The sequence below is a fragment of the Methylomonas sp. MK1 genome (genome assembly GCF_000365425.1).
Classification (GTDB): Bacteria; Pseudomonadota; Gammaproteobacteria; order Methylococcales; family Methylomonadaceae; genus Methylomonas.
In genome coordinates this window covers 2,385,752-2,406,114 of sequence record NZ_AQOV01000001.1, presented here as the reverse complement: position 1 = coordinate 2,406,114, position 20,363 = coordinate 2,385,752, and the positions used below count along the sequence as shown (strand labels likewise).

Annotated in this window: 22 protein-coding genes and 1 other RNA gene; 9 read left to right on the top strand and 14 right to left on the bottom strand. The window is 51.4% G+C overall.

The window, feature by feature from the left end; all coding sequences use genetic code 11:
• Nucleotides 1-74 precede the first annotated feature (74 nt).
• On the top strand, nt 75-731 hold the full coding sequence (locus tag G006_RS0111370; RefSeq protein WP_020483308.1) for a RipA family octameric membrane protein: 657 nt from the start codon (nt 75-77) through the stop codon (nt 729-731).
• A 539-nt stretch (nt 732-1,270) separates the two neighbouring features.
• Here the strand turns inward: G006_RS0111370 and ubiH are convergent.
• From ubiH to G006_RS0111340, 5 genes are read right to left on the bottom strand one after another with little or no spacing between them, the layout of a single operon-like run.
• Nucleotides 1,271-2,485 carry a 2-octaprenyl-6-methoxyphenyl hydroxylase gene (gene ubiH / locus G006_RS0111360; RefSeq protein ID WP_020483306.1) on the bottom strand — a complete coding sequence of 405 codons (1,215 nt, stop codon included), beginning with the start codon at nt 2,483-2,485 and terminating at the stop codon, nt 1,271-1,273.
• 5 nt (nt 2,486-2,490) lie between these two features.
• Complete coding sequence (locus G006_RS0111355) at nt 2,491-2,727, bottom strand: DUF2442 domain-containing protein (protein WP_020483305.1); 237 nt, start codon at nt 2,725-2,727, stop codon at nt 2,491-2,493.
• Between the two features lie 12 nt (nt 2,728-2,739).
• Nucleotides 2,740-3,009 (bottom strand): type II toxin-antitoxin system toxin DhiT, encoded by a 270-nt coding sequence (gene dhiT / locus G006_RS0111350; RefSeq protein ID WP_020483304.1) that lies wholly within the window; start codon nt 3,007-3,009, stop codon nt 2,740-2,742.
• Nucleotides 3,010-3,028: 19 nt separating this feature from the next.
• Complete coding sequence (gene pepP, locus G006_RS0111345; protein ID WP_020483303.1) at nt 3,029-4,339, bottom strand: Xaa-Pro aminopeptidase; 1,311 nt, start codon at nt 4,337-4,339, stop codon at nt 3,029-3,031.
• Nucleotides 4,340-4,354: 15 nt separating this feature from the next.
• Nucleotides 4,355-4,882 carry a UPF0149 family protein gene (locus G006_RS0111340; RefSeq protein ID WP_020483302.1) on the bottom strand — a complete coding sequence of 176 codons (528 nt, stop codon included), beginning with the start codon at nt 4,880-4,882 and terminating at the stop codon, nt 4,355-4,357.
• Nucleotides 4,883-4,984: 102 nt separating this feature from the next.
• Here G006_RS0111340 and G006_RS0111335 point away from each other — a divergent pair, with 102 nt between their 5' ends.
• The 8 genes from G006_RS0111335 (at nt 4,985) to G006_RS0111300 (ending at nt 12,240) form a co-directional block, all read left to right on the top strand.
• Nucleotides 4,985-5,212, top strand: a complete 228-nt coding sequence (locus tag G006_RS0111335) for a TIGR02449 family protein (protein ID WP_026146988.1) — start codon at nt 4,985-4,987, stop codon at nt 5,210-5,212.
• Nucleotides 5,209-5,508 (top strand): cell division protein ZapA, encoded by a 300-nt coding sequence (locus tag G006_RS0111330; protein WP_020483300.1) that lies wholly within the window; start codon nt 5,209-5,211, stop codon nt 5,506-5,508. The genes G006_RS0111335 and G006_RS0111330 overlap by 4 nt, the downstream gene beginning before the upstream one ends.
• 22 nt (nt 5,509-5,530) lie before the next feature.
• Nucleotides 5,531-5,710, top strand: a non-coding RNA gene (gene ssrS, locus G006_RS27780) — 6S RNA.
• 226 nt (nt 5,711-5,936) lie between these two features.
• Entirely contained in the window at nt 5,937-7,835 is a 1,899-nt protein-coding gene (locus tag G006_RS0111320; protein ID WP_020483298.1) for a GspE/PulE family protein, read from the top strand.
• Nucleotides 7,836-7,852: 17 nt separating this feature from the next.
• On the top strand, nt 7,853-8,689 hold the full coding sequence (locus G006_RS0111315) for an HDOD domain-containing protein (RefSeq protein ID WP_020483297.1): 837 nt from the start codon (nt 7,853-7,855) through the stop codon (nt 8,687-8,689).
• Between the two features lie 164 nt (nt 8,690-8,853).
• Entirely contained in the window at nt 8,854-10,383 is a 1,530-nt protein-coding gene (locus tag G006_RS0111310) for a hypothetical protein (RefSeq protein ID WP_020483296.1), read from the top strand.
• 533 nt (nt 10,384-10,916) lie between these two features.
• A complete protein-coding gene (locus G006_RS0111305; protein ID WP_020483295.1) occupies nt 10,917-11,705 on the top strand; it encodes a hypothetical protein in 789 nt (262 codons plus the stop codon).
• Between the two features lie 160 nt (nt 11,706-11,865).
• The gene (locus G006_RS0111300; protein ID WP_020483294.1) at nt 11,866-12,240 is read left to right on the top strand and encodes a hypothetical protein; all 375 of its coding nucleotides are present in this window, start codon (nt 11,866-11,868) and stop codon (nt 12,238-12,240) included.
• Between the two features lie 277 nt (nt 12,241-12,517).
• Here the strand turns inward: G006_RS0111300 and G006_RS0111295 are convergent, their stop codons facing one another.
• The 9 genes from G006_RS0111295 to nifH form a co-directional block, all read right to left on the bottom strand.
• Nucleotides 12,518-13,480 (bottom strand): hypothetical protein, encoded by a 963-nt coding sequence (locus G006_RS0111295; protein WP_020483293.1) that lies wholly within the window; start codon nt 13,478-13,480, stop codon nt 12,518-12,520.
• On the bottom strand, nt 13,473-14,237 hold the full coding sequence (locus G006_RS0111290) for a 4Fe4S-binding leucine-rich repeat protein (protein WP_020483292.1): 765 nt from the start codon (nt 14,235-14,237) through the stop codon (nt 13,473-13,475). Before G006_RS0111290 ends, G006_RS0111295 begins: the two co-directional genes overlap by 8 nt.
• A gap of 9 nt (nt 14,238-14,246) precedes the next feature.
• Nucleotides 14,247-14,513, bottom strand: a complete 267-nt coding sequence (locus G006_RS0111285) for a DUF6129 family protein (RefSeq protein ID WP_020483291.1) — start codon at nt 14,511-14,513, stop codon at nt 14,247-14,249.
• Between the two features lie 2 nt (nt 14,514-14,515).
• A complete protein-coding gene (gene nifX, locus G006_RS0111280) occupies nt 14,516-15,208 on the bottom strand; it encodes a nitrogen fixation protein NifX (protein ID WP_020483290.1) in 693 nt (230 codons plus the stop codon).
• Nucleotides 15,209-15,212: 4 nt separating this feature from the next.
• Nucleotides 15,213-15,413 (bottom strand): 4Fe-4S binding protein, encoded by a 201-nt coding sequence (locus G006_RS0111275; protein WP_020483289.1) that lies wholly within the window; start codon nt 15,411-15,413, stop codon nt 15,213-15,215.
• Between the two features lie 4 nt (nt 15,414-15,417).
• On the bottom strand, nt 15,418-15,639 hold the full coding sequence (gene nifT / locus G006_RS0111270; RefSeq protein WP_020483288.1) for a putative nitrogen fixation protein NifT: 222 nt from the start codon (nt 15,637-15,639) through the stop codon (nt 15,418-15,420).
• A 111-nt stretch (nt 15,640-15,750) separates the two neighbouring features.
• Complete coding sequence (gene nifK, locus G006_RS0111265; RefSeq protein ID WP_020483287.1) at nt 15,751-17,334, bottom strand: nitrogenase molybdenum-iron protein subunit beta; 1,584 nt, start codon at nt 17,332-17,334, stop codon at nt 15,751-15,753.
• Between the two features lie 149 nt (nt 17,335-17,483).
• Nucleotides 17,484-18,965 (bottom strand): nitrogenase molybdenum-iron protein alpha chain, encoded by a 1,482-nt coding sequence (gene nifD / locus G006_RS0111260; protein ID WP_020483286.1) that lies wholly within the window; start codon nt 18,963-18,965, stop codon nt 17,484-17,486.
• A 103-nt stretch (nt 18,966-19,068) separates the two neighbouring features.
• On the bottom strand, nt 19,069-19,953 hold the full coding sequence (nifH, locus tag G006_RS0111255; protein ID WP_026146987.1) for a nitrogenase iron protein: 885 nt from the start codon (nt 19,951-19,953) through the stop codon (nt 19,069-19,071).
• Between the last annotated feature and the right edge of the window lie 410 nt (nt 19,954-20,363).

Below are 20,363 nucleotides of genomic sequence, written 5' to 3'. Positions count from 1 at the left end.
CTAGTTGCTAAGCATGTGTTTGGGTGATATACGGAAACTTTATAATCACTTGTTAGAACTCATAGGAGGCTTTGGTGACTTCGGAAGAAAAATACAAAGAATCGTTCGGTCTCGGCACAACTCCAGATCCGAAGAAAACCGATAGCGCACTTCAGCACGCCCTCGATATCAGAAAATTTGAAATTTCCCTGTACTGGCAACGCGCCACGTATTTCTGGACGCTCATTGCAGCCACGTTCGCAGGGTACTTCGCTGTGTTATCTGCCGAGCACATGAAAGACAAGGAATTTAATGCCTACGTACTCGCTTGCGTGGGCTTGATCTTCTCTCTTGCTTGGTTTCTTACAAACAGAGGGAGCAAGTACTGGCAAGAGAACTGGGAAAACCACGTTGACATGCTTGAGGATGGAACTACCGGCCCTCTATATAAGACCGTTCTTCACAGGCCAAAAGCGAAGGGCGTTTTATCTTTAATTGAAGGGCCTGCACCATTCTCTGTTTCGCAGATCAATCAATGGGTAAGCCTGTTCACTCTTGCCGTATGGCTACCGCTGATAGTGACCGTATTGCCCGAGTTTGACTTGAAATCCGGTGTTTCCGGGAAACATGCTGTCATCGGCACCATCACATTGGTAGCAGTTGCCATGATGCTATTCCGAACAAGATCAAACATCGTCGAAGGTCACAAACATTCAATGTCAGTGAAACGCACTGTGGTCATAGACGAATGACTTCTAACATGGTGCTCAACCTCGCTCCCTTCGGTCGCTGGACGCTGCGCGATAAAGCCCCGCAGCGCCGGTTGGCCTGGTAGCTCATGGTGAGCGTTAACATTCCCTGTCATATCCAAAAGCTAATATTGAAATGTCACATAACCGCTTACGCGGCAATGTGACCTACGGCTACGATTTGCACGAAATTCGAAAGCCGCATTCCATGTTGGTATCAAGCGCGACATTTTTTTCGGGGAGGGTCAAATCGGTTTCAGATGGCTATTGCACCTGGCAGGTGTAATTCTCGCAGTCGCTTTGGACGTCGGCTTGTGGAAACAGTGGACATTAATCTGCAACGAAGCTTGTGCGCCGTGGCGGGCGTTAATGATGATTTTACTGAGCTTCTTGCTGCCGGCCGCGGCGTATTCGACGCAGTTGGTATGGACTGCTGCACGTCCCAGGCCCGTTGCCCGAGTTATCTGCGCTGCTTTGACTTTAGCCAGTCTGGTGGCGGCGATTTGGCTAAGTTTCTTTGAGTGAGGCGGCGCGATTTGGGTTTATTTGCGTTCGCCGATCTTAGGCAACCGCCCCGCCAAACCCATCGCATGCCGCGTCAGCAATTGTTTGGCAAACGGCAGGTGGTCCAGCAAGGTCAGGCCGGCGTTGCGGACGGCGGCCAGGGGTAGGTTGTCGTTGGAGAACAGCTTGACCACGCTGTTGGTAAAACCGATGGTTTTACCGTGATCTTGCTGACGTTGCCGGCTGTAGTTTTTCAGCAGGCGGGCGTCGCCCAAATCGCCGTGTTTCTCTTGTTGGTCGAGCAGCATTTCCGCCAGTAAGGCCACATCGCGTATCCCCAGGTTAAAGCCTTGGCCGGCCACCGGATGCAGTTGATGCACGGCGTTGCCGATGATGACGGTGCGGCCGGAGACCATGCTTTCGGCGCGGATCAGGCTTAACGGAAATGCCCGGCGCGGTGCGGCCAGTTTTAGTTCGCCCAAGCGGTAGCCGAAGCAGTTTTGCAGCTCGGCGAGAAATTCGCGGTCGCTAACGTTAATCAAGGTTTCGGCTTGCTCGTGAGTGCGCGTCCACACCACCGCCGATTGTTTACCCGCAACCGGCAGCAGGGCTAGCGGACCGAATTCGGTAAAACGTTCGAAGGCGATGTTGCGATGCGGCAGGGCCGATTGCACGGTGGTGACCAGCGCGGTCTGGCCGTATTCGGTGACTTGCTGCGGTATTTCCAACAGCTTGCGCACGGTGGAGTTGCCGCCGTCCGCGCCGACCAACAATTGCGCGCTGACATTCAAGGAACTGCCGTCGTGCTGTTTCAAACTGACATTCACCGCGTCACGGCCGGACATCAAGCCGGCGACTCGGGTTTGATACAGGCAAACGGTGTCGGTTTTCTCGACCAGGTCGGCCATGTGCTGTTCGATGTCGCGGGCGACGATCACATAACCTAAGGCTTCCACGCCCTGATCTTCAGCGGCTAGCCGGGTTTTCCCAAAATGGCCGCGATCCGAGACGTGAATATGTTTGATGGCAGTGGCTTTATCGGCGACACCGCGCCAGGCGCCTAAGTCATTGAGCAGTTCAACGGTGCCGGCCGCCAACGCCAGCGCGCGGTCGCCGGCCGGCGAGTGACGCAGTTGTTCGCGGCTATTGGCTTCGACCAAGGCTATCTTTAAGCCGCTGTTTTTCAGCGCCAGGGCCAGACAGTTACCGGCTAGGCCGGCACCAACGATGATCAGGTCGAAATCGTGCTGCATTTGTTTTAGCCCAGCGCTATTGATCGATCATAAAGCGTTTCCGGCGCGACATCTAGCTCACCCGGCCAACACACGGTACCCAGTCCGACATAGGCTTGATCGAATAGCGAGCGGTCCTTAAGCTGAATGAAAACGCCTTTGTTCAGATAAGGGGACATGTCGAACAAGCGGTGCTCGCCGTTATCGAACCAAAGTTCCAGTTTATAGTTGTCTTTAGGTAGCACTTGAATCACGGATTCCATAATGACCTTCCTTTAGCGTAAAGGATCGATAGGGAAGAGTTTTTCGCCATTGATCGCCAAGTTCCAATCGGCTAACAAAGATTCCCGATGAATTTCAATCCAGGCCTGCACCAGCCTGGATTTGGCAACCGGCAGGTCGCCGCCAAGTAATGCGCCGTCGGCTATGGAGAACGAGGCATTGTAGTCTTGATATTTGGCGTGGATATGCGGAAGTTTATGACGCTCATCGTCGAAGAAATACATACAAACAACGATGCCATAAAACATGCTGATGGTTGGCATATCGAATATCTCCGCCTTGCTAGCTCGATTGCATTAACGCTTCGATGGCTTCTATCGACTTTGGCACGCCGCCGGTCAGTATCTCGTGGCCGTCTTTAGTCACCAAGACATCGTCTTCGATGCGAATGCCGATGCCGCGCCATTGTTTGTCCACTGTTTCGCAGTCGGCCGGCACGTACAGGCCGGGTTCCACGGTTAACACCATGCCGGGTTCCAGCAAGCGCCATTCGTCCTTAATCTTGTAATCGCCGACGTCATGTACGTCCATGCCCAGCCAGTGGCCGATGCGGTGCATGTAAAACTGTTTATATTTTTCGTCTTTGATCAGTTTTTTGGGTTTGCCTTTTAACAGGCCCAGTTCGATCAGGCCCTTGGTCAGGGTTTCCACAGAGGCGTCGTGGGCTTTGTTCCAAGGGTTGCCGGGTTTGATCTCGGCCAGCGCGGCGGCTTGGGCATCCAGCACCAATTGGTACAACAACCTTTGCGGTTCGCTAAATTTGCCGGATACAGGGAACGTGCGGGTGATGTCGGCGGCGTAATGGTCGCATTCCACGCCGGCGTCGATCAGCAGCAAATCGCCTTTGTTGAGTTTGTCTTTGTTTTCCACGTAATGCAGCGTGCAGGCGTTTTTGCCGCCGGCGACGATGGATGGGTAGGCCACTGCACGCAGGCCGTCTTGGATAAATTCGTGGATCAATTCGGCTTCGATTTGATACTCGTACAAGCCGGGTTTGCAGGCCTGCATGGCGCGAATATGCGCCTTGGCCGATACTTCGCCGGCGCGGCGCATCAATTTCAGTTCTTCCGTGCTTTTGAACAAGCGCATCTCGTGGACGATGTGTTCCAGCGACACCAATTCGCCCGGCGCGGTGACGCCGGTACGCGACTGCTTGCGGATGTGGTTGATCCACTCCAGCAGTTTGTGGTCCAAATCACTGTCCTTACCCATCGGGTAGAACACCTTGCTTTTGTTTTCCAGCATGCCGGGCAGGATGTCGTCCAGATCGTCGATCGGGAAGGAATCGTCGGCTTCGTAGTGTTTGGTGGCACCTTCCAGGCCGGCGTGGGCGCCTTCCCACTGCGCTTTTTTCTCGTCGAACTCGCGGCAGAACAGAATGTATTCGCCTTGTTCGCGGCCGGGGATGAATACGGCCATGGATTCGGCTTCGTTAAAGCCGGTTAAGTAATAAAAGTCGCTGTCTTGGCGGAACGGGTAGTGCACGTCGCGATTGCGGGTGCGCTGCGGCGCGCTGGCAATGATGGCGATATTGCCTTTGCCGATTTGCTTCATCAGGCTCGCGCGGCGTTTTTTGAATTCGCTTTGTTTCATGGTCGATCTACCTGATTAATGCGTTTGCGAATGGCCGAGTTCGGCAAATTGATCGCGGACGGTAAACACGGCGGCGCGCACATATTCGCGCAGTTCTACCAAGGCATTTTCGTCGTCCTCGTCGCCGACATCGGTGTCGATTTTGGTGAGCTCTATCATGTCGCGCATCACTTCGGCGGTATCGCCCGGCCAGTCGGCGCCGGTTTGTGCGTAACCCACGCCAAACAAAAAGCCCTGGCACCAACAACGTAGTGCTTCCACTTGTTCGTCCAGTGGATCGTCGTCTTCAGGCATCAGCAAGTCGAAGGCAAAATCCTCATTCTGATTTTCCAGCAATACGCGGGTTTTTTCGAATACGCCATGCAGTAGCGCTTTGTCTTCGTCAATCAATTGTTGCTCGTCGTCGATCAGTTCGCGTAGCCAGTTTTCGGCGTCGGCGCGGATTTCGACGCAGAGCATGCCGGTGGCGATACCGTGCGCCTCGGCAGCGCCGATATCGGCGTCTTGTTGCTCTAAAATTGCTTCAACCGAACGGTAGGTCATCTGGGCTGTGTTTCCTATTAAAGCTGTTTAATAACATGGCTTATGCTAACATTCTTAGCCATCTACGATGATTATAACGTCATATCGGCCCATACTCTTGCTATGTCTGAAACAGAAAAAGATCCGTCAACCGAACTCGAAGCATTGGAAGCGAAACTGGATACGCTCATTGCCCAGTTCAATCAAGTCAAAAGCGAGAATAAGTCCTTGAAAGTTAAGCAGGATGCCTTGGTTAAAGAAAAAGCCAAATTGCTGGAAAAAACTACGTTGGCTAAAACCCGAGTGGAAGCGATGATTGCCCGTTTGAAAGCCATGGAGCACGATTCGTGAGTAAAGCCGTCCAGCCTGTTTCGCTGAATATCCTGGATAAGGAATACAAAATCGCCTGCGCCGCCGACGAAAAAGAGACTTTGATCAGTTCCGCTCGTGAGCTGGATAGGCAAATGCGTAAAATTCGCGACACCGGCAAGGTCAGCAGTACGGACCGCATCGCGGTACTGGCCGCCTTGAACTTGGCCCACGACTTGGTGGCATCCAATAAAACCGAAAGCGGTGGCGGCATCGACATATGTGCGCGTTTGGCGGATTTGCGCAACAAAATAGAAAACGTTTTGGAAAACCCGTAAATCCCCGGTAGACTATAAGTCCAATCTCCTGCGGCGTTCGAGCAGTACTGGGTGTTTCCTGAACCTGTTTTTACCCCGGAAACTTTTTGCCATTCATGGTGCGCATGCCTGTTTATTCAGGAAGCCTGATTGACTGGATTTGGTTTCCACTTGAACCTTCGGTTCAAGGACGAAAGTATCAGACGGCGCAGGCGGGAGATCTCTTGATTTTTCTTGTCTCGATTTCCCGTGCTCTTTCGATATTCCCCCACGTGTTTGTTGTTAGTCTGCTGCTAACCGGCGCCCAGGGTGGTATAAGGCACGGCGACTATATCGCCGGCTTAAAATTCGGTTAGCTAGCGCTGTATTGACTAAGTCCGTCCCCCAGCATCTCTTGATAACATGCCCCTTTCCTTTTCGCTCCGCTGGACAACAACGATTACGCGATAATGAACATAAGCGACACGAACACTGGCGATTCCGGTAAAAGCTTTACAGAAAACTTCTTGGGCCTATTGGTTGGTCAGGGCCTGATCGATGCGGAAAAACTGAAATACGCCTTGCGGGTGCAAAGCAAACTGGAGTCGCCAAAGCCGATTTTGTTGGTGCTTTGCGATCTGGGTTATGTCACTCACAACCAGCTGGTCGAGTTGTTTCGTAACCATCCGGTCAAAGTCAAATTAGGCCTGTTCTTGGTGGAGTTCGGGTACATCACCAACACCGACTTGGAACTGGCGCTGGCCGAGCAACGGCAGAAAGCAGGGCGCAAACGCCTGGGCGAAATTCTGGTGGAACGCAATCTGATATCAGAAATGAAAATGCTCGAGGTTTTGGCGGACCTGATGGGATTTTCGGTTATCGATTTAAGTACTGCCGTGATCGATCAGACGCTGATGACCAAGCCGATGTTGAGGTCCGCCAACAAGCATTGTTTTTTGCCTATCGAAAAACAAGTGGACGGCGTATTGGTGGCTTTTGGTGATCCGCTGGATCAAAACGCCATCGAAATGGCCCGGCACGTCTTGGGTGCCGAGATCATTCCGGCGGTGGGGCGTTATTCGCAGATCATGCGTTTTCTCCTCAATTACGAGCGCAACACCGGCACCGAAAAAGCAGCAGTGGGCGAGCAGTCGGCCGTCGCGGTTGCCAACCGGATCTTTGAAGACGCGATACGCCAGGGAGCCAGCGACATTCATATCGAACCGCTGGAGCACAAGGTCCGGGTTCGGCATCGGATCGATGGCGTAATGGTGCACTACCGGGATTTTCCGCTCGAAATCGCCCAGGCTTTGATTAGCCGGATCAAAGTAATGGCCGGCGCCGATATTGCCGAAAAGCGCCGGCATCAAGACGGTCGGGTCATGTATGAACAGGCCAGCAGCAACCGCGTGATCGACATGCGCGCTTCGTTTTTCAGTACCATCAACGGCGAAAAAATCGTGTTGCGGCTATTGAACCGCAAGACAGAATTGCTGGACATACACGAAGTGGGCATGGCGCCCTTGATGCTGGAACGTTTTATTCTAGATTCGCTAGACGTGCCGACCGGCGTTATCATTATCACCGGACCGACCGGTTCGGGTAAAACCACGACGCTGTATAGCGCAGTGGATTATCTGAACGCCCCGGAAGTCAGCATCGTTACCGCCGAAGACCCAGTCGAATACGTGATCGACGGCGTCGCGCAATGTTCGATCAATCCGAAGATCAATCTGACTTACGAAGAAACCCTGCGCCACATCGTGCGTCAGGACCCGGACAACATCGTGCTCGGCGAAATTCGCGATAAGTTTTCTGCGGACACCGCGATCCAGGCGGCCCTGACCGGCCACAAAGTGTTGACCACATTTCACACCGAGGACAGCATCGGCGGCCTACTGCGGCTGCTGAACATGGAAATCGAGGCCTTTCTGATTTCTTCGACCGTGGTTTCGGTAGTTGCCCAGCGCCTGTTGCGCCGGGTGTGCCGGCATTGTGCCGAACCGTTCAAGCCCGATCCGGCTTTGCTGCGTCGACTGAATGTGACGCCGGATGACATTGCCGGCGCCCAATTTTTGCTGGGCAAAGGCTGCGAAAAGTGCCGTTTTACCGGATACTCCGGCCGGGTATGCGTGTTCGAACTGTTGTCGATGAACGAATTGGTCAAAGATGCGATATTGCAGCGTAAAACCTCCTACGAAATCCGTCGGGTTAGCCTGGAGACGGCGGGCTTGGTTACCCTGGTCGAGGATGGTTTGGTAAAGGCCGCCGCCGGCGCAACTTCGCTACAGGAAGTGATCCGCAATCTGCCGCGTTTTGGAAAACCCCGTCCTCTTTACGAGCTGCGCCGCTTGTTGGGCAGTCGATGAACGAATAAAACAATCCTATGACTGAAAAAACGCTTTCCGAATTGATAGACGAGGCCATTACCTCGGGGGCCAGCGCCTTGCCGGTATTTCCGCGGGCGATAACCGAGCTGCGTTTGGCCTTGCAAGACGAAAATAGATCGCTGGACGCGATTGCTAAACAATTGGCGATGGACGCCAGTTTGGCCAGCCAGATTTTGCGCGTTGCCAACTCGTCATTCTATGCGGGCTTGGGATCGATCAACACGGTCAAGGACGCCCTCGTCCGCTTGGGTTTGCCGCGCATCGTCCAGATTGCCACCTTAGTCATGCAGAAAGGCTTGTTTGCGGCAAAAGATGCCGCAACTCAGCAATACATGGTCAAACTTTGGCAGCATAGCGTCGCGGTAGCCTTGGGCGCCGAATGGCTGGCCAAGCGTTTGTCGTTCCACGCGATAGCGGAAGAAGCCTTTATGGCCGGCCTGTTTCACGATATTGGCGAACTGTTGCTGCTGCGCTGCCTCGAAGATCTGGCGGCCAAGGACCCCAATCTAAATTTACCCGCCAATTTGCAACGAGAACTGATAATTCGCCAGCACGAGAGCAAAGGCGCATGGCTGCTGCAAGAATGGAATTTACCGGAAACCTATCGTACGGTTGCCGCCAACCATCATCAGCCGGCCACCGAACATACCGGCACGGTGGAATTGTTGGTGCGAGTAGCCGACATGGTGGCCTACAAGCTGGGTATTGCGCCGCGGCCGCAGCCTGATCTGGTGATCTCCAGCAGCGAGGAAGCCAGTCGGCTCGGCCTATCGGAGATTATGCTGGCCGAATTGGAAATTGCGCTGGAAGATTCGCTGGCCTTGTCTGTCTGACGCGCCAACCCCTCATACACCTGCGATGCGGGGGCAACCCTGCTGGTACCGGTTCCAAATACCGGGTCGACCAATTGCCGTCGCTAAAACGCAAGGCTTTGCTTTAGAATGGCTGTCAGCCGGCATGGCCGCTTTCCCAAACTTTGCACAATCACGTTGGAACAATGACCATCGAATTTCTGATCAATTTTCTGATTCTGTTGCTCGGCACTCTGGCCGCCGGGTTTTTGGCTTACCGCTCGTTTCAAAAGCGCCGGATCCAGCTCGGAGCGGAACCCACTTTGCCGCAGTACTTTATCCGGCGCGGCACTTACTGGAGCGGAGTTGCCCTTTACTGCGCGTTAATGGCCGCTTTGTTCTATTTGCTGACCTGGCAGTGGCTGCCTTTGGAGCCGCTGGTAACCTTGATTGTTAGCCATCTACGCGCCGGCGAGCTGGTGAATCTGCTCTTCGGTTTGGACGGCAATAAACTGTTGCCGTTGATTGCTGCCGGCATCATGTTGTTTTTTGTCGCCTGGGAAAGCCCGTTTAACCCCTTGCTGATTTTACGGGACAGTATTCACGACGCTTTTGCCATTCCGACTAAAGCGGTCGAAGTGTATAACGCGCTGATCAAATCCAGGCTGTCGGCGGTTGACGATAAAATCAAAGCCCAAATCGCTGATCGGCTGTTGGTGCAAAGCATCGACGCCGGCGATTTCGATAAATCCGGCGCCACGGTCGAATACAAATGGGCCCATAACAGCCTGCTGTTCGACCAGATTCAACATTACGCCGACCAATCCTCTTATCGACGCTTGTTCAGCGAGCCTTCGCTGAAATGGGGCGAAATCTGCATTTCCTATAATGCAATGTCGGAAAAAGTGAATATTTGGAAAGAAGCCGAACCGCATTACACCAAGACCGTCAACTTGCTGAAGGACTTGGACCGACTGACTAGTCTGCTGTGCCGATTGCTAGCGGCGGCGGTGGTATTCGGCAGCCCCAGCGAAAACGACATGTGGGAAACGGTCAGAAAGCTCGGCGGCAATGTGCACGAAGCGCGCTTGAAGCACACCTATAAATACTTGCTGATATTCGCGGCGGCGACCGCGTTTGGCGTGATTTTGGGGCGCGAAGTGTCGGTGGCGTTGCACAATGTATTTTTGTTTCCGGATAAACCGTTGCCGCACTTTAGCTATACCACCTTGCGCTGGATAGCCTATTCGATCGCGATTTACGTGGTGCCGATCACGCTGGTTTTCGCTTTGCGCAGTGTCGCATTCCGGCACCAACAGGAGCCCGTCGAACAGAATTACGGCTTCTACATGGCAATCATGTTCGTCTGCTTCCTGGTCAGTACCACCATCTCGACATTTATTCTGGAGTTAACCTTTTATCGCCGGGATGATTTTAATTTCCTGGACAGTTTCCTCGACCATGCCCGCTGGGGGATTATGCCGGCGCTGATTTGCGGTTTCGTCGCCTACCGGATGGACGCGCCGGCCAGCGAATCCGAAGCCTTGAGCAAAACCATTCTGTCCGCCGTGTTGGGCTTTCTGGCCTGGGGCGGGATTGCGGTGATTTTCATGCTGTATGCGACGGATGATTTGGCGATTGAGAAGTTGAATTTGCGGTTTACGTTGGTGGGGACGGCGTTTTTTGTATCGGGTTTGTTGGGGGCGGCGGCGCGGTTTAAGACGGCTAGTGATTGATGTTGGGTTTGTAATTTGTAGGGTGGGCACGGCTTTTTGTGCCCACGTGGGTTTGATGTTTTTTGTGTCGCTGTCGCGACGGTTTTTTTGAACGTCGGTTCGCGGACCGACAACCGCGATACTTTCTTTTGCTCCGCCAAAAGAAAGTATCCAAAGAAAAGGCGGCCCGGATGCCGCTTTGATCCTGCGCGCCGAAGCTTTTATCGAGGGTCGGCAGAAGGGGCTTCCCAGCCCCTCCACCGACGTGCGGCATCCCTGCCGCACCCCTTCGGGCTATTCTCGATAAAAGCTCCGGTGCTCGGCGCGGCATACGGGAGAAACCCCCGCGCCAAATCCGACAGCTTATTATTTACGAAGTTTTGTAGAATGATTTAAGGCTAACATACGACACAATATGGCTACGCTTATTGGCCTCCTACGAATTGCAACTCACAGTCTTTAAATTCACAGAATTAAATATCGTCTAATACAGAAAGATATAAGGAAACCATGTAGTTATTTGTTAGGCGATATTCACACTTGGTATCAAATATATGTTCGACGATGATTGGGTAAATTCCGTTAAAGGTGCTGAAAATAGTTGGGTATCTGCCGTTTTAGAGGATATTCATGGGCCTGGGGGCGTTTATCTAAAATGTATCCAAAGATGGTTTGCTGAGTTACCTGGGTCCAATAAGCAAAAAAATCATCTAAAAGCTTCCTTGAAAAGCATAAACAATCCTGATCACTTGGGCGCAGTTAATGAGTTGTCCTGGTGGAGATTTTTAATATCTCGTGGCTTTGAACTGGAACCTGTTCCTACCGGAAAGATGAAGACGCCAGACTTTAAGCTAAAAGTCGACAAGTCGTGCGTGTTTTTCGAAGTTACAACATTAAATCCAGCTATGAACCCAAATTGTAGCGAAATTAATTGCTCTCAAAAGAATGGTCTGAAGCGAATTGTGGCAAAAGCATATAAAGAGAAAGCTGAGCAGTTCGAATATGGATTGCGGAAGCAATGTCCATCGGTGCTCGTTCTCTTTAATTATGATGAATGGAGCGGACTCGGAACCTCGCTCCATACGTTGATGGACAGCATTACTTTATTTTCCACTCCACTCCCGGAACTGTCCGCAATCATTTACGTTGAGCGATTTGTTATTGGTGGAAAACCACATTTCAAAAAAGATACCATTATGATCGTCGATAACCCTAATGCGCGATTTTCACTTGTATCGGATATCAAATTGCGGCTTGTAGGCGGGGGTGATAATGAAAAATTGATTGACTGTGAAAATGCAGCCAGTTTAGTTTGGAATAGCGAAGCGTATTCGGACGAATGAAGGGCTTTAAATTAGTCCAATTATCGGTCCTACGGTCCTATAGATTTACCTATTCTCAAAGTGTGAAGAATTTTATGAAGTGCTAAGATTGTTTTTATTAACTCGTTTGATATTAAAAATAACTTATTTTCTTTAAAACCAAGTATTGCACTATTTTAAAATGAATAAACGATCCATCTATTTGTTGTTCATCTGCATTGCCTTCTTGGCTGGATGTGGTCCAAAGAATGCCTCTGAATGCAAAGATGAATATTTGGAAGAAACAAATTTTCAACCTGGTAAACAGGTTATTAGGAAAGCTTGTTATCTAGGGTATGAGCAAAGCCAATCTGATGATATTGACAAAGTTGCAAGATGTGTATTATCGGATGCCAGCGAGCTTTATTCGAAGGAGTCAGCTTTCAAAATAATCGATAGCTGTGCAAAAAAGTACAAATCCAAATTAGGCTACAACAAGCTTACGGCACCTTTGCTAGAGGATATTGAAGAGCTTGAAGACCGCTTAAGTGATATTGAATATAGGCTCGATAATTGATGATACTGTGGTGTACCTTTTTCCCGTATGCCGCGCCGAGCACCGGAGCTTTTGAACGGAATAGCCCGAAGGGGTGCGGCATGGATGCCGCACGTTGCCGAAGGGGCAGGAAGCCCCTTTCGGCAACCCCGTTCAAAAGCGAGGAGCGCAGGGAATAAGCGGCATTCGGGTGGCCTTTTCTTTGGATACTTTCTTTTGGCCAAGCAAAAGAAAGTATCGCGGCTGTCGGTCCGCGAACCGACATATAAATAACCGTCGCGTTAGCGACACAAAAAAATCAAACGTTATAAGGCGTAGAAATCCAATCCCTCAACACCGCCTCATCCCGCTCCGGCAAATAAGCAAAATCCCCGGAAATATCCTTATAAACCGACTCAGCGCTATAGGTCGAAACCAACTTGCCTTTCACCATGTAAAAAAACCAGGCAAACGGATAGCCGGCCTGACGATCAAACCGACTTAGCACATTGCTTAACGCGCTGCCTTTCTTGCCGGCAAAGTCTTCCAGATGCGGCAGGTTGTTTTTGTGGGTGTTGACGATTTCCACGTTGACGATTTGTTCGCCAAAGCGGCCGGTGTGCCGGTAGGGGCGGATGATCCAGTCTTCGGACATGCTGTGTTTCTGGCCGGCGCTACTGCGGTTCCAGTCTTCCATAAAGCGTTGTACCGGGTGTTCGCCCGGATGCCGCTCGTTGATGACTTCCATGAATAGCTTGACATCGGTTTTGCGCCGATAGGTATATCGTGAATGCCCGAAGCCGAAGCTCTCGATGCAAAAGGGTTGCAGCGGGTCGATGAATTCTTCCAAATCGTCGGGCGGATTGTTTTCGTCCACCAGCATCCGGTCCGAAACCTCATGGGTTTTATCGATTTCGATCAGCGTGAAGTCTTCGGCTTTAGTACCGGTCTGCACCACAAAATACAGGGTTTTGCCGGTCTGTTTGGTGGCGATCAGCTTTTGTTCCAGGGTGTAATCGATCAGGGTTTGCAGGTTTTGCCCGCATTCCAGATAGGTGCGCTCCACCCATTCGATTAAGTCGTTGGCGATGCGCTTGCCGTCCATGTCCACCACGCCGCCCAGCCGGTACCATTCGTCGCCGGTTAAGGCTAGGCGGATGGGGTGGTCGGGTATCAGCGCCTGTAGTTTGCTGAGCAGCAAATCGTCGGTTTGACCGGGGATGATTTTTTTACAGCAATCGGTAATGTCTTGTCCGGCAAGATTGAGTCGTGATTCAGTCATGATCGGCTTCAGGAGTGGAGTTTGAATTTAAGCGTTGCTGCACGAGTTCGCGGACATCCGGTTCCGGATCGTCGGCTAGCCCGGCCAAATGTGCCGGATCGACCTTTAAGGCCGCGGTGTAGCGCACGACCCAATCGCTGTCGTTTAACAGCATGGTGGCGTCTTCCGGGGCCATGCGTTCCGCGACGATGCGGCGCACGTCCGGCGAGAGGTCATTGGCCATCAGCCCCAAGCTGACTTCCGGCAGCCTTTCGGCTACGCGTTTGCGTACTTGTAAGTCTTCGTCTTTGATGAAACGGAACAAGCGGCCGGGCGCCAAGCGTTTGGCTACCATTAAGCGCACGATATAGTCTGGGTCGTCAGCCAGCAATTCCAGTTGTTCGAGGTCGATGCGGTCCGCTACCGTCATGCGTACTTCGCGGTCCGGGTCATCGATCAAGGCGCTTAATTGCTGGGCGGGCAGCCGAAAAGCCACGGCGCGGCGCACCACTTCGTCTTCGTCGGTAATGAGCGCCGACAAGGCTTTTAGCGGGGCGTAACGTACGGCGATGGCCCGGCGCTCCCAGAACGGGTCTTGCAGATAGTGTGCGGCATAGGCAGGGTTGACCCGAAAGAAGCGATCGATTTGCCGGCCGCTATTGATGAACACGCAGGTATCGCCGGGCATGCAACGGCCCATTAGCAGGGTTTTTCCCCGGAATGGGCAGAGGCTGCAATCGGCGACGGGCAGGGTAACAGGGCTGTCTTGTTCCGCCATGTTATCGCCTTATTCGCCGATAACTTCTGCGATCACAATGCCGGAGGCATTCTCGTAGTTATCGGTAATCCGTAGGCAATGTTCGCGGCCGTCGACCAGATAAAGATTGAAGCCTGCGCCTTCCAATAAAGGTTCATTGTTGGGCAGGTCGTCGTCCATGCAATAGGTGAAATGGACGCCGGGGTATTCGCCGCGCAGTCCACTTACCACGGTTTCGTTCAAGTCTTGGCCGTTAATTTTGTCGGCTATGGTTTGCAGTTGCTCTGGACTAATCATCGCTAGGATTCCTGTTCGAAACAAACGCGTTGCACGGGCTGGATGCCCATCGATTTAGCCAGCCACGGTGGCGGAGCGTGCGCTAAAACGATTTGCAGCTGCTTGATAATTTGAGTTATGGCTTCGCCCTGATCGGCTTTGACCGGATGAATGCCGTATTTGATAATTTTCGCCGCCGCCGGGCCGCCGATAGAAGCAATATACAGCACTTGGCAATCGGCTATCAGTTCCGCGCGATAAACATTCTTGTCATCATGCTGTCTTTGGGCGTCGCTATCGATGCTGCGCACATCGATGAGACGGGCGTCGTCTGCGGCAATCTGGTAAACCAAAAATTGCCGGCATGAGCCGAAATGTCCGCTGATTAACTGTGGATCGTCGCTGCCGATGGCAATTCGGATCGAGCTGGCCGATTCAATTGCCTGAGCGAGTTCAGCTTTTGGTGCTTGTGCCTCGGCGTTTTGCAGGATGTGCAACGACTCGCGGATGCTGTCGGTGTCGGCCACGATGCCGAAATTGTTCAAGGCTTGTTGGAACTGTGCTTTGCCGAGTTCGGCCAGGCTTTTGTCGTTTAAAACCGTGCCGGTACAGGCACGTAGCACGGAGATAAACAGCTTGGGTGGGGTATCGGGCAGGGCGCGAGCCGCAAGCCCGATGCGCAGTGCCAGTTCCCGGGTTAAGGTAGACTGGCTCATGGCGTCACGCCACTAAAGGCAGAATGCAGTTGTCGATCGGACAAACCTTGACGCATTGCGGTTCGTCGTAATCGCCATTGCACTCGGTGCAGGTTTTTTTGTTGATTTCAAAAACAATCGCCCCTTCCTTGATGGAGTCGGTAGGGCATACCGGCAGGCAATCGCCGCAGGAGATGCATTCTTCGGCAACAATATACAGAGACATAGCTTTATTCCTCCGATAACCGTTTAGCTTGTAACGTCGTAGGGATTTTAGGCGGAGGTGACAATGGATCAAAGTAATATTTGGATCCGTCACCCAAAACCACTTCGCCGCCCCATTTATCGGCGCTGTCGAATTCTAAGGATTCGATGGTTTCTTCAAGGTCTTTTTTGGCAATATAGAACAGCAATTTGCCGTCTTCGCGTTTCCTGAGCATGACGCTAGGCATTGGGATTCTCCAGACAAGAGTAGGTCGGGTTAGGCGTTAGCCGTAACCCGACACGAGGGCTTTGAAATGTTGGGATACGCTGTGATTAGGCTCAGCGTATCCCAGGCTACATTAACGAATCAAATCGTAGTTGTAGTCGGTGGTTCCCATACCTTTGGTTTCTTTATCCAGCTGTTCCAACAAGGCGTTGACGATGGTGGTCAGCAGATACATACCGCCTTCGTAACCCAGAGTCGTCATCCGGTGCAGATGGTGACGATCGAAGATGGGGAAGCCGATACGGATCAACGGTACTTCGAACTCTTCGCCTTTGTAGAAGGTGTCGCGTTGGATAAATTTACCGTAGGAGTTGCCGATCATGAAGTCCGGTTTGTTGGTGAACATCAATGAACGGAAGTGCCACAAATCCTTGCCGATATGAACGGTAGCTGTTTGGCCGTAAGGAGAGGCTTTCAACACTTCTTCAACCGCTTTTTTGTAACGTTTGTTCGCGTGGTTGACTAACACGTCTGTTACCTCGGCGCCCATTTCCAGCAGGAATTTGGTCATACCCAAAGCAAAGTCCGCGTCACCGTACAGGGCAAACTTTTTGCCGTGTAACCAAGCGTGGGAGTCGGTCATCATATCAACATAACGGCCGCGTTCAACTTCCAGAGATTTTGGAATCGGTTTGCCGGTCAGTTCGGAGATTTTCATCAGGAACTGGTCGGTCCACTCCAAGCCCATTGGGATGTTCAGCTTAGGCGCGTCATGTTTCCAACTGGTTTCCAAGAATTTTTTGGTTTTTTCCAATTGCCAAGGTTGCAACAGAATGGTCGTAATCGCATTCGGCGCGTCTTTGACTTCATCAATGGTGGTGCCGCCGGCATACATGTTGAAGTGACCGTCAGCAGGCGTATCCAATACTTCGGTAGGATCGCTCAACAAGGTATGGTCGACGCCCATTTCGTTCAGCATCCGGTGAATTACGCGGAAGTTGCCCAAATAGGTTTCAAAGCCAGGGACTAAGTTGATTTTGTTGTTACTGCCAACTTCGTATTTACCTTCAGGCATCACACCTTTCTCAAGGGTGAAGTAGCGGGCAATGCCTTCGAACATATTGTCCCAACCGGTGGTATGGCTACCAACGAAGCTAGGAGTGTGAGCGAATGGTACAGGGTAGTCTTGATCGACGTGACCTTCTTTTTTGGCGTTGTTGATGAACGCGTTCAAGTCGTCACCGATAACTTCCGCCATACAGGTGGTCGATACCGCGATCATGGTAGGTTTGTACAAGGCTTTCGCGTTTTCCAAACCGGCGAACATATTTTTCTGACCGCCGAATACCGCCGCGTCTTCAGTCATCGAGTCGGACACGCAAGAGATAGGCTCTTTGAAATGACGGTTGAAGTAAGTACGGAAGTAAGCCACGCAACCTTGCGAACCGTGCACATAAGGCATGGTTTTTTCGAAACCCAGTGCGCACAGTACCGCGCCCAAAGGTTGGCAAGCTTTTGCAGGGTTAACAGTAATCGCTTCGCGTTGGAAGTTCAGTTCTTGGTATTCCTTGGTGGTCGTCCATTGGAATACTTCGTCTATCGTGTCTTGCGGATGACGTTCTTCGTACTGTTCGCGTTTGTTGGCCAGACTCTCCTTATATTCGTCGTTTCTGAATAAAGGATAACTTGGTTCTATTTTATCGACATTTTGGCTCATGATAATCTCCTAACGCGCCACTAATCTGTGGTCCGGCGTTGATTGGATTTTGCCGGGAATGAAATCCCGACCGACATTTTGGCACCTGGTAAGGTGGACACAAGCCCACCTTACCGGGAATTAAGGTGGGCTTTCACCCACCTTACGGATTACGCAACCGCTTTAACAGGTTCGCTCTCGGTGGCCTCGGTTTTCCAAGGTGCTTTGAAGCTTTTCCAGCAAGGGTTGTTGATGGTCATGTCCATATCGCGGGCAAAGATCGCAAAACCGTCGTAGCCGTGATAAGGGCCTGAGTAATCCCAGGAGTGCATTTGGCGGAAAGGCACACCCATTTTTTGGAAAATGTATTTTTCCTTGATGCCGGAGCCGACCAAGTCAGGTTGGACTCTTTTTACGAACTCTTCGAATTCGTAGCCTGTGACGTCGTCATACAACAATGTCGCATTGCCCATTTCTTTAATGGTACGGTCGTAGTCGTCGTTGTGACCGAATTCGTAACCGGTACCCACTACTTCCATGCCCAAATCTTCGTACGCGCCGATCACGTGGCGAGGACGCAGACCGCCGATGTATAACATCACGCGTTTGCCTTCCAGGCGGGGTTTGTATTTAGCGATGACTGCATCGTATTCGGCTTTGTAGCGTTCGATCACGCGCTCAGCACCTTCTTTGATGGTGTCATCGAAGTGAGCAGCGATTCTGCGCAAAGACTCGGCGATTTTAGTCGGGCCAAAGAAGTTGTACTCGATCCAAGGGATGTTGTACTTTTCTTCCATATGGCGCGCGATGTAGTTCATCGAACGGTAGCAGTGAATCAGGTTCAGTTTCACTTTTGGGGTTTTTTCGATCTCGGCAATGGTACCGTCGCCGGACCATTGAGCAACCACGCGCAGACCCATTTCTTCCAGCAAAGTACGTGATGCCCAAGCATCGCCGCCGATGTTGTAGTCGCCGATCACGGCTACGTCGTATGGAGTGGTTGGGAAGCTTTCGTCGCCGTCGCGATTTTCCAAAACCCAGTCGCGGATTGCGTCGTTAGCGATATGGTGACCCAAGGATTGAGATACACCACGGAAGCCTTCGCAGCGCACTGGCACGATGGTTTTGTTGTACTCTTTGTTTTTAACTTTAGAAACCGCTTCGATGTCGTCGCCGATCAAACCGATTGGGCACTCAGATTGAATGGAGATACCTTTGTTGAGCGGGAACAAAGTTTCGATTTCGTCGATACATTTGGCCAGTTTTTTGTCACCGCCGAATACGATGTCTTTCTCGGTAAAGTCCGAAGTAAAGTTCATCGTACCGAAGGTGTTGACGCCTGTGGTACCAACGTAATAGTTACGGCGGCCGGCGCGGGAATATTGTCCGCAGCCAACCGGGCCGTGAGAAATATGAATCATGTCCTTAATAGGACCCCAAACCACCCCTTTGGAACCGGCATAAGCACAACCACGGATGGTCATGACTCCCGGCAGGGATTTACGGTTGGACGTAATACATTTATTTGATTTTTCCAAGCTTTGATCGTTGATGGCCAAATGTTTGGCGCGATCAGCTTTGGCTTTTTCGGGATAGACTTCCAGCACTTCTTGAATAAGCGCTTCGGTCTCTTCTCTTGTCATGGCTGCCATGATGAAATCCTCCTGGTAGTCGTGGGTAATCCCCCACAGACCTGTTAGGAACAATGCGAAAGCAAGTTGGGTCGGCTAATAGCCAACCCAACCTACATAGTGATTAAGCTGTGGCTTCTGCTGCTGCGGTTACACCAACAACGCTTTCATCCACTTCTTCCATGACGCCAAATTCCATCAACAGGTCTTCCAGTTCGTCCATAGTGATTGGAGTTGGAATAACCAGGTTTGTGTTGACGATGATTTTGTTCGCCAGGTCGCGGTACTCTTGCGCTTGTTTAGCTTCTGGTTCGTACTCGATAACTGTCATACGACGAATTTCAGCGCGTTGTACAACGTTGTCACGTGGTACGAAGTGGATCATGTGAGTGCCCATTTTTCTGGCCAATTCCATGATCAGTTCGTCTTCACGAGCGGTTTGACGTGAGTTGCAGATCAAGCCGGCTAAACGTACGCCGCCTGAGTTAGCGTATTTCACGATACCTTTAGCGATGTTGTTGGCAGCATACATAGCCATCATCTCGCCTGAGCACACGATGTAAATTTCTTGCGCTTTGTTTTCACGAATTGGCATCGCGAAACCGCCGCATACAACGTCACCCAATACATCGTAGAATACGAAGTCTAGGTCGTCGGTATAAGCGCCTTCTTCTTCCAAGAAGTTGATCGCGGTGATAACACCACGGCCGGCGCAACCTACACCTGGCTCTGGACCGCCGGATTCAACGCATTTGATGTCGCGGTAACCCACTTTCAATACGTCTTCCAGTTCCAAATCTTCTACGCTGCCGGCGTCGGCTGCCATTTGCATGATAGAGTTTTGCGCTTTCGCATGCAGGATCAAACGAGTAGAATCGGCTTTAGGGTCGCAACCGACGATCATTACTTTTTTGCCAAGCTCTGCCAAGCCAGCAACCAGGTTTTGCGTGGTGGTAGATTTACCAATACCACCTTTACCGTAAATAGCACATTGACGTAATTTCGCCATGATCTTCTCCTCTTGAGTAGGTGTTGTTAATAACAACCTGATAAGAGCAATGGCCGTGCCAAAGTTTTGATTCGTTTTAAGTAATTGAAAAATATAGATAAAAAATAATATTTCCGGCTTTTTCGATAGTCGGATTAGCAACATTCTTTGTAAGGCCTGTTATCTAACCAACATAAATCGCGGGGTTTTTGTATTGAGGCGGGGGTTAGGTGCATATCCGCCTCGGATTATGGCTCCGATCTCTCAATGGTTGTCACTCGCGCGCTGAGCTCGTAGAAGCGAGTTGGTTAGCCCTTCGATAGATTCAGTACCCTCAAGCACATTAAGGCGAACGGTATTTATGGGCCGATAACGGGAGTCTGTTGCGTTGCACGGGCGACTTCGGAGAATAATCGGCTACACACTCTATA

Coding starts and splice junctions, on each gene's coding strand:
- ubiH (WP_020483306.1), bottom strand. CDS start 2,485: ATGCAGCACGATTTCGACCTGATCATCGTTGGTGCCGGCCTAGCCGGT.
- G006_RS0111355 (WP_020483305.1), bottom strand. CDS start 2,727: ATGGAATCCGTGATTCAAGTGCTACCTAAAGACAACTATAAACTGGAA.
- dhiT (WP_020483304.1), bottom strand. CDS start 3,009: ATGCCAACCATCAGCATGTTTTATGGCATCGTTGTTTGTATGTATTTC.
- pepP (WP_020483303.1), bottom strand. CDS start 4,339: ATGAAACAAAGCGAATTCAAAAAACGCCGCGCGAGCCTGATGAAGCAA.
- G006_RS0111340 (WP_020483302.1), bottom strand. CDS start 4,882: ATGACCTACCGTTCGGTTGAAGCAATTTTAGAGCAACAAGACGCCGAT.
- G006_RS0111335 (WP_026146988.1), top strand. CDS start 4,985: ATGTCTGAAACAGAAAAAGATCCGTCAACCGAACTCGAAGCATTGGAA.
- G006_RS0111320 (WP_020483298.1), top strand. CDS start 5,937: ATGAACATAAGCGACACGAACACTGGCGATTCCGGTAAAAGCTTTACA.
- G006_RS0111315 (WP_020483297.1), top strand. CDS start 7,853: ATGACTGAAAAAACGCTTTCCGAATTGATAGACGAGGCCATTACCTCG.
- G006_RS0111310 (WP_020483296.1), top strand. CDS start 8,854: ATGACCATCGAATTTCTGATCAATTTTCTGATTCTGTTGCTCGGCACT.
- G006_RS0111305 (WP_020483295.1), top strand. CDS start 10,917: ATGTTCGACGATGATTGGGTAAATTCCGTTAAAGGTGCTGAAAATAGT.
- G006_RS0111300 (WP_020483294.1), top strand. CDS start 11,866: ATGAATAAACGATCCATCTATTTGTTGTTCATCTGCATTGCCTTCTTG.
- G006_RS0111295 (WP_020483293.1), bottom strand. CDS start 13,480: ATGACTGAATCACGACTCAATCTTGCCGGACAAGACATTACCGATTGC.
- G006_RS0111290 (WP_020483292.1), bottom strand. CDS start 14,237: ATGGCGGAACAAGACAGCCCTGTTACCCTGCCCGTCGCCGATTGCAGC.
- G006_RS0111285 (WP_020483291.1), bottom strand. CDS start 14,513: ATGATTAGTCCAGAGCAACTGCAAACCATAGCCGACAAAATTAACGGC.
- nifX (WP_020483290.1), bottom strand. CDS start 15,208: ATGAGCCAGTCTACCTTAACCCGGGAACTGGCACTGCGCATCGGGCTT.
- G006_RS0111275 (WP_020483289.1), bottom strand. CDS start 15,413: ATGTCTCTGTATATTGTTGCCGAAGAATGCATCTCCTGCGGCGATTGC.
- nifT (WP_020483288.1), bottom strand. CDS start 15,639: ATGCCTAGCGTCATGCTCAGGAAACGCGAAGACGGCAAATTGCTGTTC.
- nifK (WP_020483287.1), bottom strand. CDS start 17,334: ATGAGCCAAAATGTCGATAAAATAGAACCAAGTTATCCTTTATTCAGA.
- nifD (WP_020483286.1), bottom strand. CDS start 18,965: ATGGCAGCCATGACAAGAGAAGAGACCGAAGCGCTTATTCAAGAAGTG.
- nifH (WP_026146987.1), bottom strand. CDS start 19,953: ATGGCGAAATTACGTCAATGTGCTATTTACGGTAAAGGTGGTATTGGT.